At 71.6% G+C, this 14,262-nt stretch carries 17 protein-coding genes; 10 read left to right on the forward strand and 7 right to left on the reverse strand.

What is annotated here, in order from left to right; genetic code table 11:
* Nucleotides 1-239: 239 nt before the first annotated feature.
* Together AQJ67_RS06395 and AQJ67_RS06400 are read left to right on the forward strand one after the other, a co-directional pair.
* Complete coding sequence (locus AQJ67_RS06395; protein WP_079055805.1) at nt 240-680, forward strand: SPW repeat protein; 441 nt, start codon at nt 240-242, stop codon at nt 678-680.
* Nucleotides 681-884: 204 nt separating this feature from the next.
* Entirely contained in the window at nt 885-1,496 is a 612-nt protein-coding gene (locus AQJ67_RS06400) for a hypothetical protein (protein ID WP_062717061.1), read from the forward strand.
* A gap of 30 nt (nt 1,497-1,526) precedes the next feature.
* On the opposite strand, the gene AQJ67_RS06405 is transcribed toward AQJ67_RS06400, so the two are convergent.
* A complete protein-coding gene (locus tag AQJ67_RS06405) occupies nt 1,527-2,267 on the reverse strand; it encodes a phosphotransferase (RefSeq protein ID WP_062717062.1) in 741 nt (246 codons plus the stop codon).
* A gap of 74 nt (nt 2,268-2,341) precedes the next feature.
* On the opposite strand from AQJ67_RS06405, the gene AQJ67_RS06410 reads away from it, so the two are divergent.
* Nucleotides 2,342-2,890, forward strand: a complete 549-nt coding sequence (locus AQJ67_RS06410) for a nucleoside/nucleotide kinase family protein (RefSeq protein WP_062717063.1) — start codon at nt 2,342-2,344, stop codon at nt 2,888-2,890.
* 70 nt (nt 2,891-2,960) lie between these two features.
* On the forward strand, nt 2,961-3,224 hold the full coding sequence (locus AQJ67_RS06415; RefSeq protein WP_062717064.1) for a GlsB/YeaQ/YmgE family stress response membrane protein: 264 nt from the start codon (nt 2,961-2,963) through the stop codon (nt 3,222-3,224).
* Between the two features lie 37 nt (nt 3,225-3,261).
* Here the strand turns inward: AQJ67_RS06415 and AQJ67_RS06420 are convergent, their stop codons facing one another.
* From AQJ67_RS06420 to AQJ67_RS06430, 3 genes are all read right to left on the reverse strand, one after another.
* Entirely contained in the window at nt 3,262-4,206 is a 945-nt protein-coding gene (locus AQJ67_RS06420) for an NAD-dependent epimerase/dehydratase family protein (RefSeq protein WP_062717065.1), read from the reverse strand.
* 66 nt (nt 4,207-4,272) lie between these two features.
* Nucleotides 4,273-5,061: a GNAT family N-acetyltransferase gene (locus AQJ67_RS06425; RefSeq protein WP_062717066.1), complete on the reverse strand. Its 789-nt coding sequence runs from the start codon at nt 5,059-5,061 to the stop codon at nt 4,273-4,275.
* Nucleotides 5,062-5,101: 40 nt separating this feature from the next.
* Nucleotides 5,102-5,383, reverse strand: a complete 282-nt coding sequence (locus tag AQJ67_RS06430) for a MerR family transcriptional regulator (protein ID WP_107122800.1) — start codon at nt 5,381-5,383, stop codon at nt 5,102-5,104.
* A gap of 6 nt (nt 5,384-5,389) precedes the next feature.
* Between AQJ67_RS06430 and AQJ67_RS50150 the strand changes: the two genes are divergently transcribed.
* The 3 genes from AQJ67_RS50150 to AQJ67_RS06440 are packed head-to-tail and all read left to right on the forward strand — an operon-like array spanning nt 5,390 to nt 7,147.
* Complete coding sequence (locus tag AQJ67_RS50150; protein ID WP_279616874.1) at nt 5,390-5,716, forward strand: MFS transporter; 327 nt, start codon at nt 5,390-5,392, stop codon at nt 5,714-5,716.
* 29 nt (nt 5,717-5,745) lie between these two features.
* On the forward strand, nt 5,746-6,588 hold the full coding sequence (locus tag AQJ67_RS06435; protein WP_279616875.1) for an MFS transporter: 843 nt from the start codon (nt 5,746-5,748) through the stop codon (nt 6,586-6,588).
* Between the two features lie 40 nt (nt 6,589-6,628).
* On the forward strand, nt 6,629-7,147 hold the full coding sequence (locus AQJ67_RS06440; protein ID WP_062717067.1) for a nucleoside deaminase: 519 nt from the start codon (nt 6,629-6,631) through the stop codon (nt 7,145-7,147).
* Here AQJ67_RS06440 and AQJ67_RS06445 read toward each other — a convergent pair.
* The gene (locus tag AQJ67_RS06445; RefSeq protein ID WP_062717068.1) at nt 7,144-7,998 is read right to left on the reverse strand and encodes a GNAT family N-acetyltransferase; all 855 of its coding nucleotides are present in this window, start codon (nt 7,996-7,998) and stop codon (nt 7,144-7,146) included. The two genes, AQJ67_RS06440 and AQJ67_RS06445, sit on opposite strands and share 4 nt — an antisense overlap.
* Nucleotides 7,999-8,231: 233 nt before the next feature.
* A complete protein-coding gene (locus tag AQJ67_RS06450; RefSeq protein WP_079055806.1) occupies nt 8,232-8,882 on the reverse strand; it encodes a chaplin in 651 nt (216 codons plus the stop codon).
* A gap of 286 nt (nt 8,883-9,168) precedes the next feature.
* Between AQJ67_RS06450 and AQJ67_RS06455 the strand changes: the two genes are divergently transcribed.
* The gene (locus AQJ67_RS06455; protein ID WP_062717070.1) at nt 9,169-10,740 is read left to right on the forward strand and encodes an alpha/beta hydrolase; all 1,572 of its coding nucleotides are present in this window, start codon (nt 9,169-9,171) and stop codon (nt 10,738-10,740) included.
* A gap of 64 nt (nt 10,741-10,804) precedes the next feature.
* Nucleotides 10,805-11,902, forward strand: coding sequence for a baeRF3 domain-containing protein (locus AQJ67_RS06460; protein ID WP_062717071.1), 1,098 nt, complete (start codon nt 10,805-10,807; stop codon nt 11,900-11,902).
* Between the two features lie 53 nt (nt 11,903-11,955).
* Here the strand turns inward: AQJ67_RS06460 and AQJ67_RS06465 are convergent, their stop codons facing one another.
* Nucleotides 11,956-12,369, reverse strand: coding sequence for an SsgA family sporulation/cell division regulator (locus AQJ67_RS06465; RefSeq protein WP_062717072.1), 414 nt, complete (start codon nt 12,367-12,369; stop codon nt 11,956-11,958).
* A gap of 435 nt (nt 12,370-12,804) precedes the next feature.
* On the opposite strand from AQJ67_RS06465, the gene AQJ67_RS06470 reads away from it, so the two are divergent.
* Complete coding sequence (locus tag AQJ67_RS06470) at nt 12,805-14,235, forward strand: PP2C family protein-serine/threonine phosphatase (RefSeq protein WP_062717073.1); 1,431 nt, start codon at nt 12,805-12,807, stop codon at nt 14,233-14,235.
* The last annotated feature ends 27 nt before the right edge of the window (nt 14,236-14,262 follow it).

Consider the following 14,262-nt stretch of genomic DNA (forward strand, 5'->3'; position numbering starts at 1 on the left):
GCGGTGACCATACCGAGGGTTCCCGCTCAGTGGTGTTGCTGAATCATTGCGCCACCTGAGTCCCCTTCACCCGGCCGCTGACCTGCTGTTTCCAGGGGAGCCGAGCAGGTTTCGCCACTAGGCCCACAGCTGGCCCAGCCCTACACATAAAGAGAAAATAAGCGCAGAATGGGGCTAGGCGGCGCTTACCGCACACCGCACCAGACGCGGTCAGGCCTGCGAGTCAAAGGAGACGAGTCATGGCCAACGTCTCGCCCACCCGGGGTGACATAACCAGCCACCCCGATGCACCAGAAATGCGGGATCGCTACGCCCGCATGCTCGGCGGTCGTGATGTGGCGCTCGTGGACGGACCGGTGTTCCTGCTCGGTCTGTACTGCGCCGTATCCCCCTGGATACTCCACTACACGACGAGCCAGCCCGCCCTCGTGACCCACAACCTGATCATGGGCATCGCGATCGGCCTGCTGGCCCTCGGATTCACCCGGGCTCCGGACCGCATGTACGGCCTGAGCTGGGCCTTCTGCGCGATGGGTGTCTGGATGATCATCGCGCCGTGGATCGTCGGGGACAGCCCGGACGCCGGCGTCGTCGTGAACAACATCATCATCGGCGCGCTGGCCGTGTGCCTGGGGATGCTGTGCGCCGGTACGGCGGCGAAGAGCGCCCCGAGGCCGTAGCGGCACACCCGAGAGGAGACCCGTCGGCCGGTCCGCACGCGCGGGCCGGCCTTCCTCTGCGTCCGGCGCCACCCCGACGGGGCGGTTTTTCCCTTTTGGTTCATATGTGCCGAAAGGCTGTTACATGACGTACGGGAACCCTTGACGGGCGATCCGTAGCTTCGAAGCCGTCGGAACGAACCCCATCGAAGGAACGACTCACTGATGCCTGCCCCCCGCCTCCTGCGTACCGCCCTCGTAGCCGCCGTCGTCACCGCCGCGCTGGGCTCCTCGGCCGCCGGCGCCCTCGCCGTGGACGCCTCCGCCGCCACGACCGGCACGTCCACGGGCGGGCAGGGCCGTCAGTCCACCGCCGAGCGCGTCCATGTGCAGACGGTGGAGCTCGCTGACGACGTCAGCCGGGCGAAGGTCTACAAGGCCGGCAAGGACCGCTACGAGGCGGAGATCTGGGCCGAGGGCCGGCAATACGGGGCCCTGTACACCCAAGGCATGGCCGCGCACGCCCAGAACAACGGGCTGCACATCACCCTCCACCCGGACGGCAAGGTCACCTCCTGGGTCGAGCCGGCCAAGCCGCGGCCCAAGGCCGTCGTCAACCGCGTCCTGGTCGGCGCACCGACCCTCGCGGACGGGAGGACGACGGCGAAGCTCTACCGGGTGGCCGCCGACCACTACGAGGCCGACCTCCTCGCGGACGGCGTACGGTTCGACACCCTCGTCGCCGACGGCCACGCCGCGCACAGCGAGCACAACGGACTGCGCGTCGCCCTCCAGCCCGACGGCCGGTTGACGTCCTGGGTCGACGCGGCCGGGTGACCTGGCCGCCGGCCCGCCCGCCCGCACGCGTCAGCGCAGGAAGATCTCCAACCCGGCCCGGTGCTCGGCCACCCAGGCGTAGGCGCCGCGCACCTCGTCCACGACGCCGCGTTCCCGCAACCGCACCATGGCCGGCTCACCGCGCCCGGCGCCGGCCTCGATGCCGCGCAGGCACCGGTCCTGCCACCACAGGATCACGTCGACGAGCTCCGCACCGCCGACGACCGGCCCGTACGCGTCGCGGACGAGCGCGATCCGCCGGGCCGTCTCGAGCACATCGGTGACGCCCGGTCCCAGATCGAGGTACTGCCAGCAGACATGGGCGAGGTCGTGGACACGCTCGCCCGGTGCGGCCATGTCCCAGTCGATGAAGGCGGTCGCCCACCAGTCGGCGCCGTCGATCGCGTGGACGGTGTTCTTCGGCGCGAGATCGTTGTGGCACACGACGTCCTGGTCACCAGCCAACGGCGTGCCGTGCGTCAGGTCGTGGAAGGCGCGGACCATTTGGGCCACCCGCACGAGCCCCGCGTCCGTGCGCGCCGCGACCCGCTCCCGAGGGGTGACGGCCGCACGCCCCTCCAGGTATCCGAACACCTCGCGGCCCTGCTTGTCGTACCCGATGTACGTCGGAGCCCCTTCCCACCCCCGGCGCTCGAAGTGCGTGAGCAACTCCCGCACATACGCGGACCGTTCATGGGGCCTACGCCGAACGGTCGTCCCGACCCGCACGACCTCGTTGACGGCTCCGCCGCCGAGCACCTGCTCCTCCACCCGCACCTCCACGATCGATCGGCCCCCGCCGAAACCACTCGCCAAGCATGCCCCCACCCAGGCAGGCTTTCCGCATGGATCACGCGGAGGATCATGCGGAGGTACTGCTCATCGGAGGACGGGCCGGGGTCGGCAAGACCACCGTCGGCTGGGAGGTCTCGGCCCAACTGCGGGCCGTTCAGGTCACGCACGCGGTGATCGACGGCGACTTCATGGGCGCCGCCCATCCCGCACCGCCCGGCGATCCGCACCGAGCCGGCATCACGGAGCGAAACCTGACCGCCGTGTGGGGAAACTACGCCGCGCTCGGATACCGGCGCCTCGTCTACACCAACACCGTGAGCGTGCTCGACGACGCCGCCCCCATGTTCCGCCGGGCCATGGGGGACGGCGTCCGGCTCGTACGCGTCCTGCTCACCGCCACCGACGAGACGGCCGAGCAGCGCCTGACCGGGCGCGAGCTCGGCTCCGAGCTGGAGCAGGAGGTGCGCGGCAGTGCGCGCAAGGCGCGGCTCCTTGAGGAGCGGGCGCCCGCGAACGTGGTGCGCGTGGTGACCGACGGACGCAAGATGATCGACATCGCCAAGGAGGTGCTGTCCGCCACCGGGTGGGCCACAGATTGAACCGGAACGGACTGTCCCTCCCTCCAGGGGGAACTCGAACCTGTGCGGGGACAGGAGGAAGAGGGGCGAAATGGAGATCTCCGGCATCATCAGTGCCATAGTGATCGGCATCGTCATCGGTGTGCTCGGACGTCTCGTGGTTCCGGGTCGTCAGCGCATCGGCGTTCTGTGGACCATCCTCGTCGGCATCGTGGCCGCGCTCATCGGTTCGGCCATCGCCGCCGGGCTCGACGTGGGCGACACCGACGGCGTCGACTGGATCGAGTGGCTCATCCAGATCGGTCTCGCCGCGGTCGGCGTCGCCGCACTGGACCGGGCCAAGGCGCGTCGCTGACGCGTTGAAGTGAGGACATGAGAGGACGGCGCGACCATCAGGTGAGTCCCGCGGCGGCCCGCATCGCGGCGAGGCCGTCGCGGACCGTCGGGCGGGCGGGCGTCCAGCCGAGCTCCCGCTCCGCCTTCGCCGTGGAGACCCGCAGCGCCGACGTCATCATGGTGTGCGCGTACGACATGGGCCGCATCAGCCACAGCGGTACGGGCAGCGGCTTCGGCAGCCCGAACTCCTCGGCCACACAACGGAGATGGGCACCGAAGCCCATCGGGACGCGGTCGGCGACGTTGTACGCCTGACCGGGGCGCCCGCGTTCGACGGCGGCGACGACCGCGCGGGCCGCGTCGGTGAGCTCGATCCAGGGCAGGACCCGGCCGTGGTCGGCGGGGACGGGCAGCTGCCGCCTGCGCAGCATGAGCAGGATCGCGTCCGTGCCGCCAGGACCGTAGAACAGTCCGAAGCGCAGCGAGATCCCCTCCAACCCCGCGGTTCCCAGGGCGAGTTGTTCCTTGACGCGCATCCCGGCAAGGTGCCGCTCCAGCTCCGGGGTGCGGCCGCGCGGGCCGAAGGGGGCGTCCTCGGTGATCGCCCGGGTGCCGTGGTCGCCGTAGCCGTACCCGAAGACCATCGACTCGGCGACGAAGCGTCGGGCGCCGGTGGCCTGAGCGGCCTCGATCAAGTGAGCGGTGCCCTCGGTGCGCAGCGCGTCGGTGGCGTACATGTCGCGGTGGCGCATGGGTGCCTTGCGCAGGGCGGTCGCGGCGTGGATCACCGTGTCGAAGCGGTGCCCTTCGACGGCGCGCAGCAGGGCGTCCCGGTTCATCAGGTCGGCCCGGATGTCGTTGCGCGCGCCGCGCCCGAGCCCGGTGACCTTGTGCCCCGCCTCGGTCAGGGCACGGGCGATGTGCCCACCGAGGACGCCTCCGGCGCCCGCGAGGAGGACGCGGTGGCTCTGGCTGCTCTCATGACTCTGGTTCGTCGTCATACCCTTGCGACGAATCGGGAGGGCGCGGATGTGACATCGCGGTCGGGGTCCCTCGATTCTCGCCGCTCACCCGGCAAGCTGCGGCGTGAACACGTACGGCGTCGTCGTGGTCAGGGGCGCGAAGCCGAGGCGCTCCAGGATCGGACGGCTGGTGCTCATGGCGTCGACCTGGAGGTAGCGGTATCCGCGGTCCGCCGCGACGCGGGCGCGGTGGGCGACCAGGGCGCGGTAGATGCCCCGGCCGCGCCAGCCCTCGACGGTCCCGCCGCCCCACAGCCCGGCGAACCGCGTCCCCGGCACGAGTTCCATCCGGGCGGCGCTCACCGGAGTGTCACCGGCCATGGCGACGACCGCGACCACCGTGTCCGGGGCGGCCGTGAGCTGGGCCAGCAGCTGGTGCCGCCACCGGGTGCCGTCCGTGCCGAAGGCCTTCTCGTGCACCTCCGCCACGAGGTCGACGCCCGCCCTGTCGGTCACCGGGAGGATGCGGACACCGCCCGGAAGCTCGACGTCCAGGGTCAGGTCGGCCACCTCGCCGATCATGAGCGTCTCCTCGGGCTCGGCCGTGAAACCGGCGTCCCGGAGCCGCCGTCCGAGGTCCACCGGCAGGTCATGGCCGTACAGCTTCCACTCGAACTCGCGTCCCAGCCGCGAGAAATGGGCGATCTGCTCGGTGATCGCCGCGTCGGCGTCCGCCTCGTCCAGGCCGGACCACACGACGCCGTTCCAGCCGTGCGAGGAGGACACCTGGCGGACGACGCCGCCCACCCGCTCCACCCGCGCGCCGGGGCCGTCCGGCCGCGCGCCTTCACGTATGTCCCGGTCGAAGAGGTCGAGCACAGCGGCATGATCCATGGGAGCACCCCACCATCGCCCCACCCGCACGACAAGCTATTTACGACCGGCCCGCATCCTCCTCGCCCTCGGGGCGCACCGCCGCCAGATATCCGCGCAGCCGGTCGCGGTTGCGTGCCAGACAGTCGATGCGGGCCTGGATCCGGTCGATGTGGCCCTGGAGCAGGGCCGCCGTCTCCGGGGTGAGGTGCTCGGCGGGCAGGAGGAGCTCGTCGGGGCCGGACAGGTACGGCAGGATCGCGCGGATCATCTCCGTGGTCAGGCCGGAGTCGAGGAGTCCCCGGATCTGCTGGACGTCCTGCACGGCCGAGGGTTCGAGCATGGTCGCATGTCCACCACCTCCCTGGCCAAGGGCACAGCCCTGCCCACCGCCCTGCCGTGGTCCGGGCTGCTCGCCCTGTCCGCGGCCGCCTTCACGGCCGTCCTGACCGAGCTGCTCCCGGCCGGCCTACTGCCGCTCATGGCACGGGGGCCGGCGGTGTCCGAGGCGCGGGTCGGCTATCTGGTCACCGGGTACGCGATCGCGTCGTTCGCGGGCGCGATCCCGCTGACGGTCCTGCTGCGCGGTCTGCCCCACCGACCCGTGCTCATCGGCACCCTGACGAACTTGGCGGCGAGCAACGCGGTCGTCGCGCCTCGTCGTCGTACGGCCTGACCTTCGCCGCGCGTCTCGTGGCCGGGCTGATGGGCGGCACGCTGTGGGCGATGCTCGTCGGGTACGCGGCCCGGATGGTGCCGGCCGAGCGGCGTGGCCGGGCCATCGCGATCGTGCTCGCCGGGATCACGCTGGCGCTGTCCCTGGGTGTGCCCGCGGGGACAGCGCTCGCCGGGGCGGTCGGCTGGCGCTCGGCGTTCGGCGCGCTGAGCGGGCTGGCGGTGCTCCTGGTGGGCTGGGTGTGGTGGCGGGTGCCCGGCTTCCCGGGCGAACCGCCGGGTGCGGGACTGCCGCTCCGCGCCGTGGCCGTGCTGCCGGGGATCCCGGCCGTCCTGTCCGTGACGCTGTTCCTGCTGCTGGGCCACCAGGTGATGTACACGTACGTCGCCCCGTTCGCGGCGCAGGCCGGGTTCGGGCGTACGGATCTGCTCCTGCTGGTGTTCGGGGCCGCCACGGTCGCCGGGATCTGGCTGACCGGCGTGCTGGTGGACCGGCGGCGCCGGGCGACCCTGCTGGGCGCGCTCGCCCTGTGCGCGGCGGCCATGCCCGCCCTCGGCCTGGGCGCCGCAACGCACGCCGTACTGCTCGTCTCCGTCGCGCCGTGGGGCGTCGCCTTCGGCGGGGCGCCCACGCTGATCCAGACCGCGCTGGTCGACGCCTCGGGTCCCGCGCACGCGGGCCTGGCCACGTCCTTGCAGACCACGGTCTACAACGCCGGCATCGCGGCGGGCTCCCTCACCGGCGGTCTGGCGCTGGAACGCCTGGGCGCGGGGGCCCTGCCGTGGATCGCCCTCCCGCTCGTCGCGGCCGCGTTCGTCACCGTGGCCGTCGGCCGCGTCCACGCCTTTCCCGCCGTACGTCGGAGAACCTAGGGTGCGTGGGGAAGATCGCGCGCGAGGAGGGCCGTACGCCATGGTCGTGAAGGACGTCGAACTGCAATACCTGCGCCGCTGTGTCGCGCTCGCGGCCGAGGCGCTGGAGGCCGGGGACGAGCCGTTCGGGTCGGTGCTGGTGGGGGCGGACGGGGAGGTCCTCGCCGAGGACCACAACCGGGTGGCCTCGGGCGACCGCACCAGGCATCCCGAGTTCGAGCTGGCCCGCTGGTCGGCCGCCCGGCTGACGCCCGGGGAGCGGGCTGCCGCGACGGTGTACACCTCCGGAGAGCACTGCCCGATGTGCGCGGCCGCGCACGCCTGGGTGGGCCTCGGACGCGTCGTGTACGTCGCCTCGTCGGAGCAGCTGACCGGATGGCTGGCCGAGCTGGGCGTGCCGGCCGCGCCGGTGCGGCCGCTGCCGATCCAGGAGGTCGCGCCGGACGTGGTCGTGGAGGGCCCGGTGCCCGAGCTGACGCAGGAGGTCCGCGCGCTGCACTTCCGGTTCCACCGGCGCACGGACCGACCGGCCGGCCCGCAGGCGCTCGCTCCCCGCTAACCGAGTTCCAGCGTGGTGACGCCGAAGACCCGTTCCCGGGCGTACTGCCGCACCGGACCCGTGTACATACGGGCGGTTTCGAAGGAGGGGGTGAACCCGGCCTCCTCCGCGAGCGCGACGCCCGCCGGGTTGTTCTCCGGCACGTCGACGGCGACCTGGCGGCCGGCCGCGTCCGCGGTCAGGGCGGCGACCAGGGCCCGGGCGTCGTCGGCGGTGTCGGCGAAGAGCGGGCCGATGCGCGGGCAGTCATGGCCGGGGCGGATCACGCCGTAGCCGGTCACGCGGTCGCCGCTGCGGCGGACCACGGCGTGGTGTCCGGGGCCGGTGAGCCAGTGCGCGACGAAGCGGGGGCGGTCGGCGGGCGTGCAGATGGCGTCGTACGCGGTGATGTCCGCGACGTCCTCGGGCCGTACGACGCGGATGTCCCGCGGCGTCCCGGCGGCGGGCGCGGTTCCGGTGAACCGGACGGTCCGGTGGGCGGACTCGAAGCCTGAGCGGCGGTAGTTGTCCTGCTGGGCGACGACTCCGTCGAGGCCGACCGTGCGGTTCCCGGCGTGGGCCAGGACGGTCTTCCAGGTGGTGAGGCCGTGGCCGCGGCCGCGCAGGTCGGGGCGGACCAGGTAGTGGCCGAGGAAGGCGTAGTCGGTGCCGTGGTTGACGACCGAGATCGCCGAGACCACTTCGCCGTCGATCCGGCCGAGGAAGAACCCGTCGGGATCCTGCGCGAAGAACGGCCCGGCGTCGGCGAGCCCCGGGTTCCAGCCCTCGTCGGCAGCCCATCCCTTGACGACCGCCCAGTCGTCGAGGCCGGCGCGAGTGACGACGAGGTCTTCGGGGGCCGGAGAGGCCATGGGTGAGCTCCATTCCGTTGGGGGGGCCGCGTGCGCACGGTGATCGACCGTGCACGCAGCATCCTTTCGGATCACCGGGGCGGGCGTCACGGCGTGATCAAGCCGTTGGGGTCCTCGCCGGGTGAACGGGTGGACGGGTGGACGGGTGGACGGGTGGACGGGTGGACGGATGTCCGCATGCCGAAGGCCCCACCGGCCGGTCGATGGGGCCTTCCTACCGCGCGGAGCGCGGGTCAGCGCACCGCCTGAGGGCGGAAGCGCCGGTACAGGACGGCCCCGCCCAGCACGAGCACCGTGCCGCCCGCGGCGGCGACGAGGGCCTGGTCGGCCCCCGTATATGCGAGCGAGGCCTCGGGTCCGCCCTGCGGGACGAACGCGCGCGGCACCGGGCGGGGGTGTGCCCGGGGCGGCGTGGACGGCTTCGGCGCCGGCTTCGTGGTGTGGGAAGGGCCACCGGAGTCGTTGACCGACTCGTTGCCGGTCGCCGGGTTGCCGACACCGACGACGTTCACGCTGTTGCCGCTGACGTTCACCGGCAGGTGGACCGGTAGCTGTACGACGTTGCCGGACGCGAGGCCGGGCGAATCCTTTCCGCTCCCTTCGGCGGACGCCCCGCCGTGCGAGGCGGCGCCCGCCTTGTGGCCACCGTCCTCGTTGACGCAGCTGTTGCCCACCGCCGGGTTGAGCAGCCCCACCACGTTCACGGTGTTGCCGCACACGTTCACGGGGACGTGCACCGGGAGCTGAACAGTGTTGCCGGAGAGCAGCCCCGGCGAGTCGGCCGCGGCACCGTCCGCCGCGGAGTCGGCGAACACCGGCATCGTCACAGCCATCGCGCCCGAGGCGGCGACGGCGATCACACCGTATCGGGTAACCCGTCTCATAGGTTCCCTGCCTTCCAGACATGGTCGCGGGCACTCACCCGCACCGGATAAAACGCAGGCGAACCATCCGAGTTATGGCTTATCGGCCATTCACCCCATCGAGCGTCAGGGTTGTCGAACTAGCGGTAAAAACTTCCGACGGCGACGCGAGGGGCGAAGGGTAGGGCAGGCCGGGCGATTGCGCACGTCGGGCGGCCCGTGAGCTCCGGAGGCGTGCGTTCCGGGGCCCGCTTATCGTGAGCGGGAGCCGTATCCCGGTCCGCGACGGGCGTCCCTGGAGGCAACGATGCTGGCCCATCTGTCCACGCTGCCCACCCTGCGGCGCTGCGCCGTCGCCGGCGCGGTCGGACTGGCCGTGCTCGGCACCGGGCTCACGGCAGGCGAGGACAGCGCCGAGCCCGACCTGAGCCGCTTCTACCAGCAGAAGGTCAGCTGGGCGAAGTGCCCGGGCGAGGGCATGCCGAAGGATCTCCAGTGCGGCAAGGTCACCGTGCCCCTCGACTACTCCCACCCCCGGGCAGGGACGCTCGACCTGGCACTCGCCCGCTACCGGGCCACCGGCGACAAGCGGGGTTCGGTGCTGTTGAACTTCGGCGGGCCGGGCGGCGCAGGCGTCCCCCAATTCGCCACCGGGGGCAAGGAATTCATGGAGCTGACGGACGGCTACGACATCGTGACCTTCGATCCGCGCGGCGTCGGCAGGTCCTCGCCGGTCAGCTGCGGGGACGCCACCCTGCAGAACGACAGCACGGAGATCGACCGCGATCCGCAGTCCGTCCTCGCGGACTTCAAGAAGGCGGCCGACACCTGCGCCCGCAACTCCGGGCCGGTGCTCCCCCACATAGGCACGGTCAACGCCTCGCGCGACATGGACGTGATGCGCGCGGCCGTCGGCGACAAGAAGCTCAACTACCTGGGGTTCTCCTACGGGACGCGGCTCGGCGCCGTGTACGCCGCGCAGTTCCCCGACAAGGTCGGGCGGATGGTCCTCGACGGCGTGGACACCCTGACCGAGCCGCTGACGAAGCAGGAACTGGTGGGCGCCCAGGGGCAGCAGAAGGCGCTGGACGAGTTCGTCAACTGGTGCGTGAAGGACATCGGGTGCCCGTTCGGGCAGGACGCCCGCGAGGCCCGCAAGAATGTCGTACGACTGGTCGACTCGCTGGACGCGGATCCGGTGCCGTCGGCCTTCGGTGAGCCGTTCACCGGGCAGGACCTGGTCGGCGCCATCGGACAGGCCCTCTACAGCGAGGACTTGTGGCCCTCCCTGGAACGCGCCCTGGCCTCACTGGTCAACGACGGCGACACCCACGCCATCGAGGCCTTCGCCATGGGAGGGGCCTCCCCTTCGAGGCGCGACGAGACCGAGGACCCGGACGGCGGTCTCGTCGACGAGCAGGACATCCCGCTCGACAACCTCTCCGCGGCGCTGATGGCGATCAACTGCGCGGACGACCCCGACCGCCCCAGCGCGGGCCAGATCATCGGCGGCCTCGACCGGCTGCGCGCCCGGTACGAGGAGGCGTCGCCGATCTTCGGGCCCTACCGGCTCACCGGGGTGCTGCTGTGCTACGGCCGCCCCAAGGGCACGGACTTCATCCGTGACGAGGTGAAGGACGTGGACACGCCGAAGATGCTGCTGGTGGGCACGCGCGGCGACCCGGCGACGCCGTACCGCTGGACCGAGGAGACGGCGAAGCGGCTCGGCTCGTCGGCCGTGGTCCTCGACAACAAGGGCAGCGGGCACACCGGGTACGCCTCGTCCAAGTGCGTGCACCGCAAGGTCGACGCCTTCCTGCTGTACGGCACGCTCCCCGCCGACGGAAGCTCCTGCGGGCCCGAGGACGACCGCGCGTAGGGCCCGGACCATGAACGGGATTGCCCCTAATGCCCGATCGGTGAATCAGTCCTATCGTGCTGTTATGGAGCACGCACTCAGTCCCACCACCCTCACCGAGCTGCGGCGCCCGCGCCCCTATCCGGCCGTGTCCGTGCTGACGCCCACGCATCGCCGAGAGCCCTACCGGGCCCAGGACCAGGTCCGGCTGCGCAATGTCGTGGCCGAGGCCAAGAAGCAGCTGGAAGCCGATCCCTCTGTCACCCGCGAACGACGGGCGGACGTCGAGCGCCAGCTCGACCAGGCCCTCTCCGAGGTCGATCTCACCTACGCCGAGGACGGACTGGTGATCTTCGCCGCCCCTGGTGAACACCAGGTGTGGTCGCTCGCCCGGTCCGTGCCCGAGCGCGTGGTGCTCTCGGACACGTTCCTGACCCGCAACCTCGTCTCGGCGCAGGCCGCCGAGCGGCCCTACTGGGTGCTGTCGGTCTCGGCCGACCGCGTCACCCTGTGGAACGGCAGCCTGGACCGTGTCGCCGCGGCCCGCGTGGGCGGCTTCCCGCTGACCCGGGCCGCCGAGAACTTCGACCCGGAGCGCCGGGAACAGATCGGCGACAGTCCGAGCAAGTTCCGCGACGAGGACACCCGCCACTTCCTCAAGGACGCGGACTCCGCCATGAGCGCGATCCTGCGGGGCAATCCGCGGCCGCTGTACGTCACCGGCGAACCGGCGGCCCTGTCGCTGCTGGACGAGATCGGCGGTGTCACCAAGGACGCGGTGCACATCCCGCACGGCGGACTCGCGCACGGCACGCGTGAGGCGGTGTGGCAGGCGATCCAGCCGCTGATCACCGCCGAGGACCGCAGGAACACCGACGCCGTGGCACGGGAACTGGAATCCGCCCGTGGCCGCAAGGCGTTCGCGGCCGGCGTCGACGAGGTCTGGCGCAGCGCCCGTGAGGGCCGGGTACGGCTGCTGGCGGTGGAGGAGAACTACCGCATCGCCGTGCGCGGCGAGGACGGCGACCATCTGATCCCGGCCGAGAGCGGCGAGCTCGACGCCCGCGAGGACATCGTGGACGAGATCGTCGAACAGTGCCTGGAGACCGGCGCCGAGGTCCGCTTCGTACCGGACGGCACACTGAACGACGCCCAGGGCATCGCCGGAGTCCTGCGCTACTGAGGCCGGGAGCGACGAGGAGGCACAGCGGCGGCCCGCCCTGTCGCCTCCTCTCCTCACACGCCGCCGAACAGCGCGCTCAGCCCTCGCTCCACGACCGCGCCGAGGTCCTCCTCACCGGCCGCGACGACCGCGTACGTGCGCAGCAGGAAGCGGTGCAGACAGGCGGTGTCGAACTGGAGCAGGGCCATGCCGTGGGGCGAGTGCAGCTCCACGACCGTGCGCTCCTCGCCGCAGGGCCAGATGTGCACGTCCCCGTCCCCGGCCGGCCCGCGCAGGCCCGCCTCCAGCAGGGTGCGCGCGAAGGTCCAGGTGGCCCCTTCGCCGTCGAGGGAGACATCGCCCGGGAAGTCGATGTACACCGCCAGCGGGTCCGTTGAGGCATAGCGGAGCGTGGCGGGAACGGAGAGTTCACGCTCCTCCCCGGTGATGAGCCGGGCACTGGCGGGCTGCTCGAGGGCGATGTCCATGGGCGGTCTCTCCCCTGCGGGTCGACGGGCGGACGGATTTTTTGCCGCTGTGCCTTTACGAGCCCTCAGACGCCGATTGCATTACTCCGAAGCGGACATCATTTTTGTGATCTGCATCACTGTCGACGAACGAAACCCCGCGGGCACCGCCACCCGCCGCGCCACCCTTGGAACACCTGGCCGTCGAACACGCGAATGGCTGCCGCGCAACCGCCCCCACCGACCACCAAATCGCGTACGCCGCCTACGACTTGACCCGTTTTCCGACGTACGTCATTCGCACCGGACGCGCCCTCCGTGGAGACTCTGGCATATGCCGGACGCACCACCGTATCGGGTGTTGCCAAATCCCTTACAGGGAGTCGCGGGCTGTGCGACAGTCGTAACGGTCCTTCCGTCAGCCTTGGTCGTACCGTCCCCGCATCGGAGTGCGTCATGCCGCCCCATCTCTCTGCGGACCGCCCCGCCGCCCAGCCGCCCGGACGCGGCTCGGTCGACGCGCTCATCACGCAGACGCGACGGCTCAAAGGCGACGTCGACGCCGTACGGCAGGACACCCAGAGCGACGGTGCGGACCCTCGGGAACGGTGGCAGCGGGCGCTGTGCGACCTCGCGCTGCACCAGCTCAACGACCTTGACGAGCACCTGGCGCAGCTGCGGGACGGCCCGCCCGCCGCCGCCCCAAAACCGTCGGCCACACCCGCCGACCCAGCCGTGCCGCCCGCTCCCCGGCGCGGCTCGCTGCTCAGCCGGGTCGGCAGCGCCGAGTGGAACCTGCTGACGGACGAGGCCAGTTGGTCCGGCGAGCTCTTCGAGATCCTGGGGCGCGACCCCGCCACTCCCCCGCTCACCCTCGACGAGCTGCCGTCCCTGGTGCTCGACGACGACCGGCGGCAGCTGACGGCGATGGTCACCGACTGTCTCATCGACGCCAAGCCCATCGACGGCGAGTTCCGGATCGTACGGCCGGACGGCGAGGTCCGGACCGTGCACATGATGGGCGAGCCCGTGCTCGACACTGACGGCAGCACCGCCTCGATGTGGGCCGTGCTGCGCGACGTCAGCGAACTGCGCCGCAGCCAGCGCACCGTGAGCGAGACCCGTGACTCGCTCCAGCGCCACCGGCACCACGCGCAGAGCGAGCACCGGCTCGCGGTCGAGCTGCAGGAGGCCGTGCTGCCGCCGTGGCGCGGCTCCCTGCGGCTCCCACACCAGGGCCCGAAGACACTGGATCTCGCGGCCCACCGTCTGCCGTCGTCCACGAGCACGCTGATCGGCGGCGACTGGTACGACGCGCTGGAACTGACCGACGGCGCAACGCTGTTGAGCGTCGGCGACCTCACCGGTCACGGCGTCGCCGTGGCCTCGGGCATGGCGACCCTGCTGGGCGCCGTACGTGGCATGGCGATGGCCGGCACCCAGCCGGGGCAACTGATGTCCTGGCTCAACCAGTTGCTCGACGCCACCGTCCAGCCGGCCCTCGGCAGCGCCGTCTGCTGCCGCTACCTGCCCGAGACTCGCATGCTGACCTGGGCGCAGGCCGGACACCCCGCCCCGCTGCTGTTCCGCGACGGGACGGGGCGCAGGCTGAGCGCGCCGGACGGAGTCCTGCTCGGTGCCACCTCGGGTGCCGTCTACGCACAGGCCGAGGAGACCCTCGAAGTGGGCGACCTGCTCCTGCTGCACACCGACGGACTGGTGCCGGGGCACAGCGGAGCGGACTCCGCGAACCGTCTCCTCGACCTGGCCCCCCGCTTCGGCGGGGCACACAGCGCACAGGACTGCGTACGGCTGGTCGTGGAGGAGTTCGGTGAGAGCGAGCGCGAGGACAATGCCTGTGTGCTCGTGGCCAGGGTGACGTCCTAGTACTTCCGCGTATCGGTCAGGCGCACA

Origin of the sequence: Streptomyces caeruleatus (assembly GCF_001514235.1) — a bacterium.
Taxonomy (GTDB): domain Bacteria; phylum Actinomycetota; class Actinomycetes; order Streptomycetales; family Streptomycetaceae; genus Streptomyces; species Streptomyces caeruleatus.

Excerpts from the sequence above, each read along its gene's own strand:
- AQJ67_RS06450 (WP_079055806.1), bottom strand. The coding sequence starts at position 8,882 with ATGAGACGGGTTACCCGATACGGTGTGATCGCCGTCGCCGCCTCGGGC.
- AQJ67_RS06445 (WP_062717068.1), bottom strand. The coding sequence starts at position 7,998 with ATGGCCTCTCCGGCCCCCGAAGACCTCGTCGTCACTCGCGCCGGCCTC.
- AQJ67_RS06440 (WP_062717067.1), top strand. The coding sequence starts at position 6,629 with ATGGTCGTGAAGGACGTCGAACTGCAATACCTGCGCCGCTGTGTCGCG.
- AQJ67_RS50150 (WP_279616874.1), top strand. The coding sequence starts at position 5,390 with ATGTCCACCACCTCCCTGGCCAAGGGCACAGCCCTGCCCACCGCCCTG.
- AQJ67_RS06430 (WP_107122800.1), bottom strand. The coding sequence starts at position 5,383 with ATGCTCGAACCCTCGGCCGTGCAGGACGTCCAGCAGATCCGGGGACTC.
- AQJ67_RS06400 (WP_062717061.1), top strand. The coding sequence starts at position 885 with ATGCCTGCCCCCCGCCTCCTGCGTACCGCCCTCGTAGCCGCCGTCGTC.
- AQJ67_RS06420 (WP_062717065.1), bottom strand. The coding sequence starts at position 4,206 with ATGACGACGAACCAGAGTCATGAGAGCAGCCAGAGCCACCGCGTCCTC.
- AQJ67_RS06410 (WP_062717063.1), top strand. The coding sequence starts at position 2,342 with ATGGATCACGCGGAGGATCATGCGGAGGTACTGCTCATCGGAGGACGG.
- AQJ67_RS06455 (WP_062717070.1), top strand. The coding sequence starts at position 9,169 with ATGCTGGCCCATCTGTCCACGCTGCCCACCCTGCGGCGCTGCGCCGTC.
- AQJ67_RS06395 (WP_079055805.1), top strand. The coding sequence starts at position 240 with ATGGCCAACGTCTCGCCCACCCGGGGTGACATAACCAGCCACCCCGAT.
- AQJ67_RS06465 (WP_062717072.1), bottom strand. The coding sequence starts at position 12,369 with ATGGACATCGCCCTCGAGCAGCCCGCCAGTGCCCGGCTCATCACCGGG.
- AQJ67_RS06425 (WP_062717066.1), bottom strand. The coding sequence starts at position 5,061 with ATGGATCATGCCGCTGTGCTCGACCTCTTCGACCGGGACATACGTGAA.
- AQJ67_RS06460 (WP_062717071.1), top strand. The coding sequence starts at position 10,805 with ATGGAGCACGCACTCAGTCCCACCACCCTCACCGAGCTGCGGCGCCCG.
- AQJ67_RS06415 (WP_062717064.1), top strand. The coding sequence starts at position 2,961 with ATGGAGATCTCCGGCATCATCAGTGCCATAGTGATCGGCATCGTCATC.
- AQJ67_RS06470 (WP_062717073.1), top strand. The coding sequence starts at position 12,805 with ATGCCGCCCCATCTCTCTGCGGACCGCCCCGCCGCCCAGCCGCCCGGA.
- AQJ67_RS06435 (WP_279616875.1), top strand. The coding sequence starts at position 5,746 with ATGGGCGGCACGCTGTGGGCGATGCTCGTCGGGTACGCGGCCCGGATG.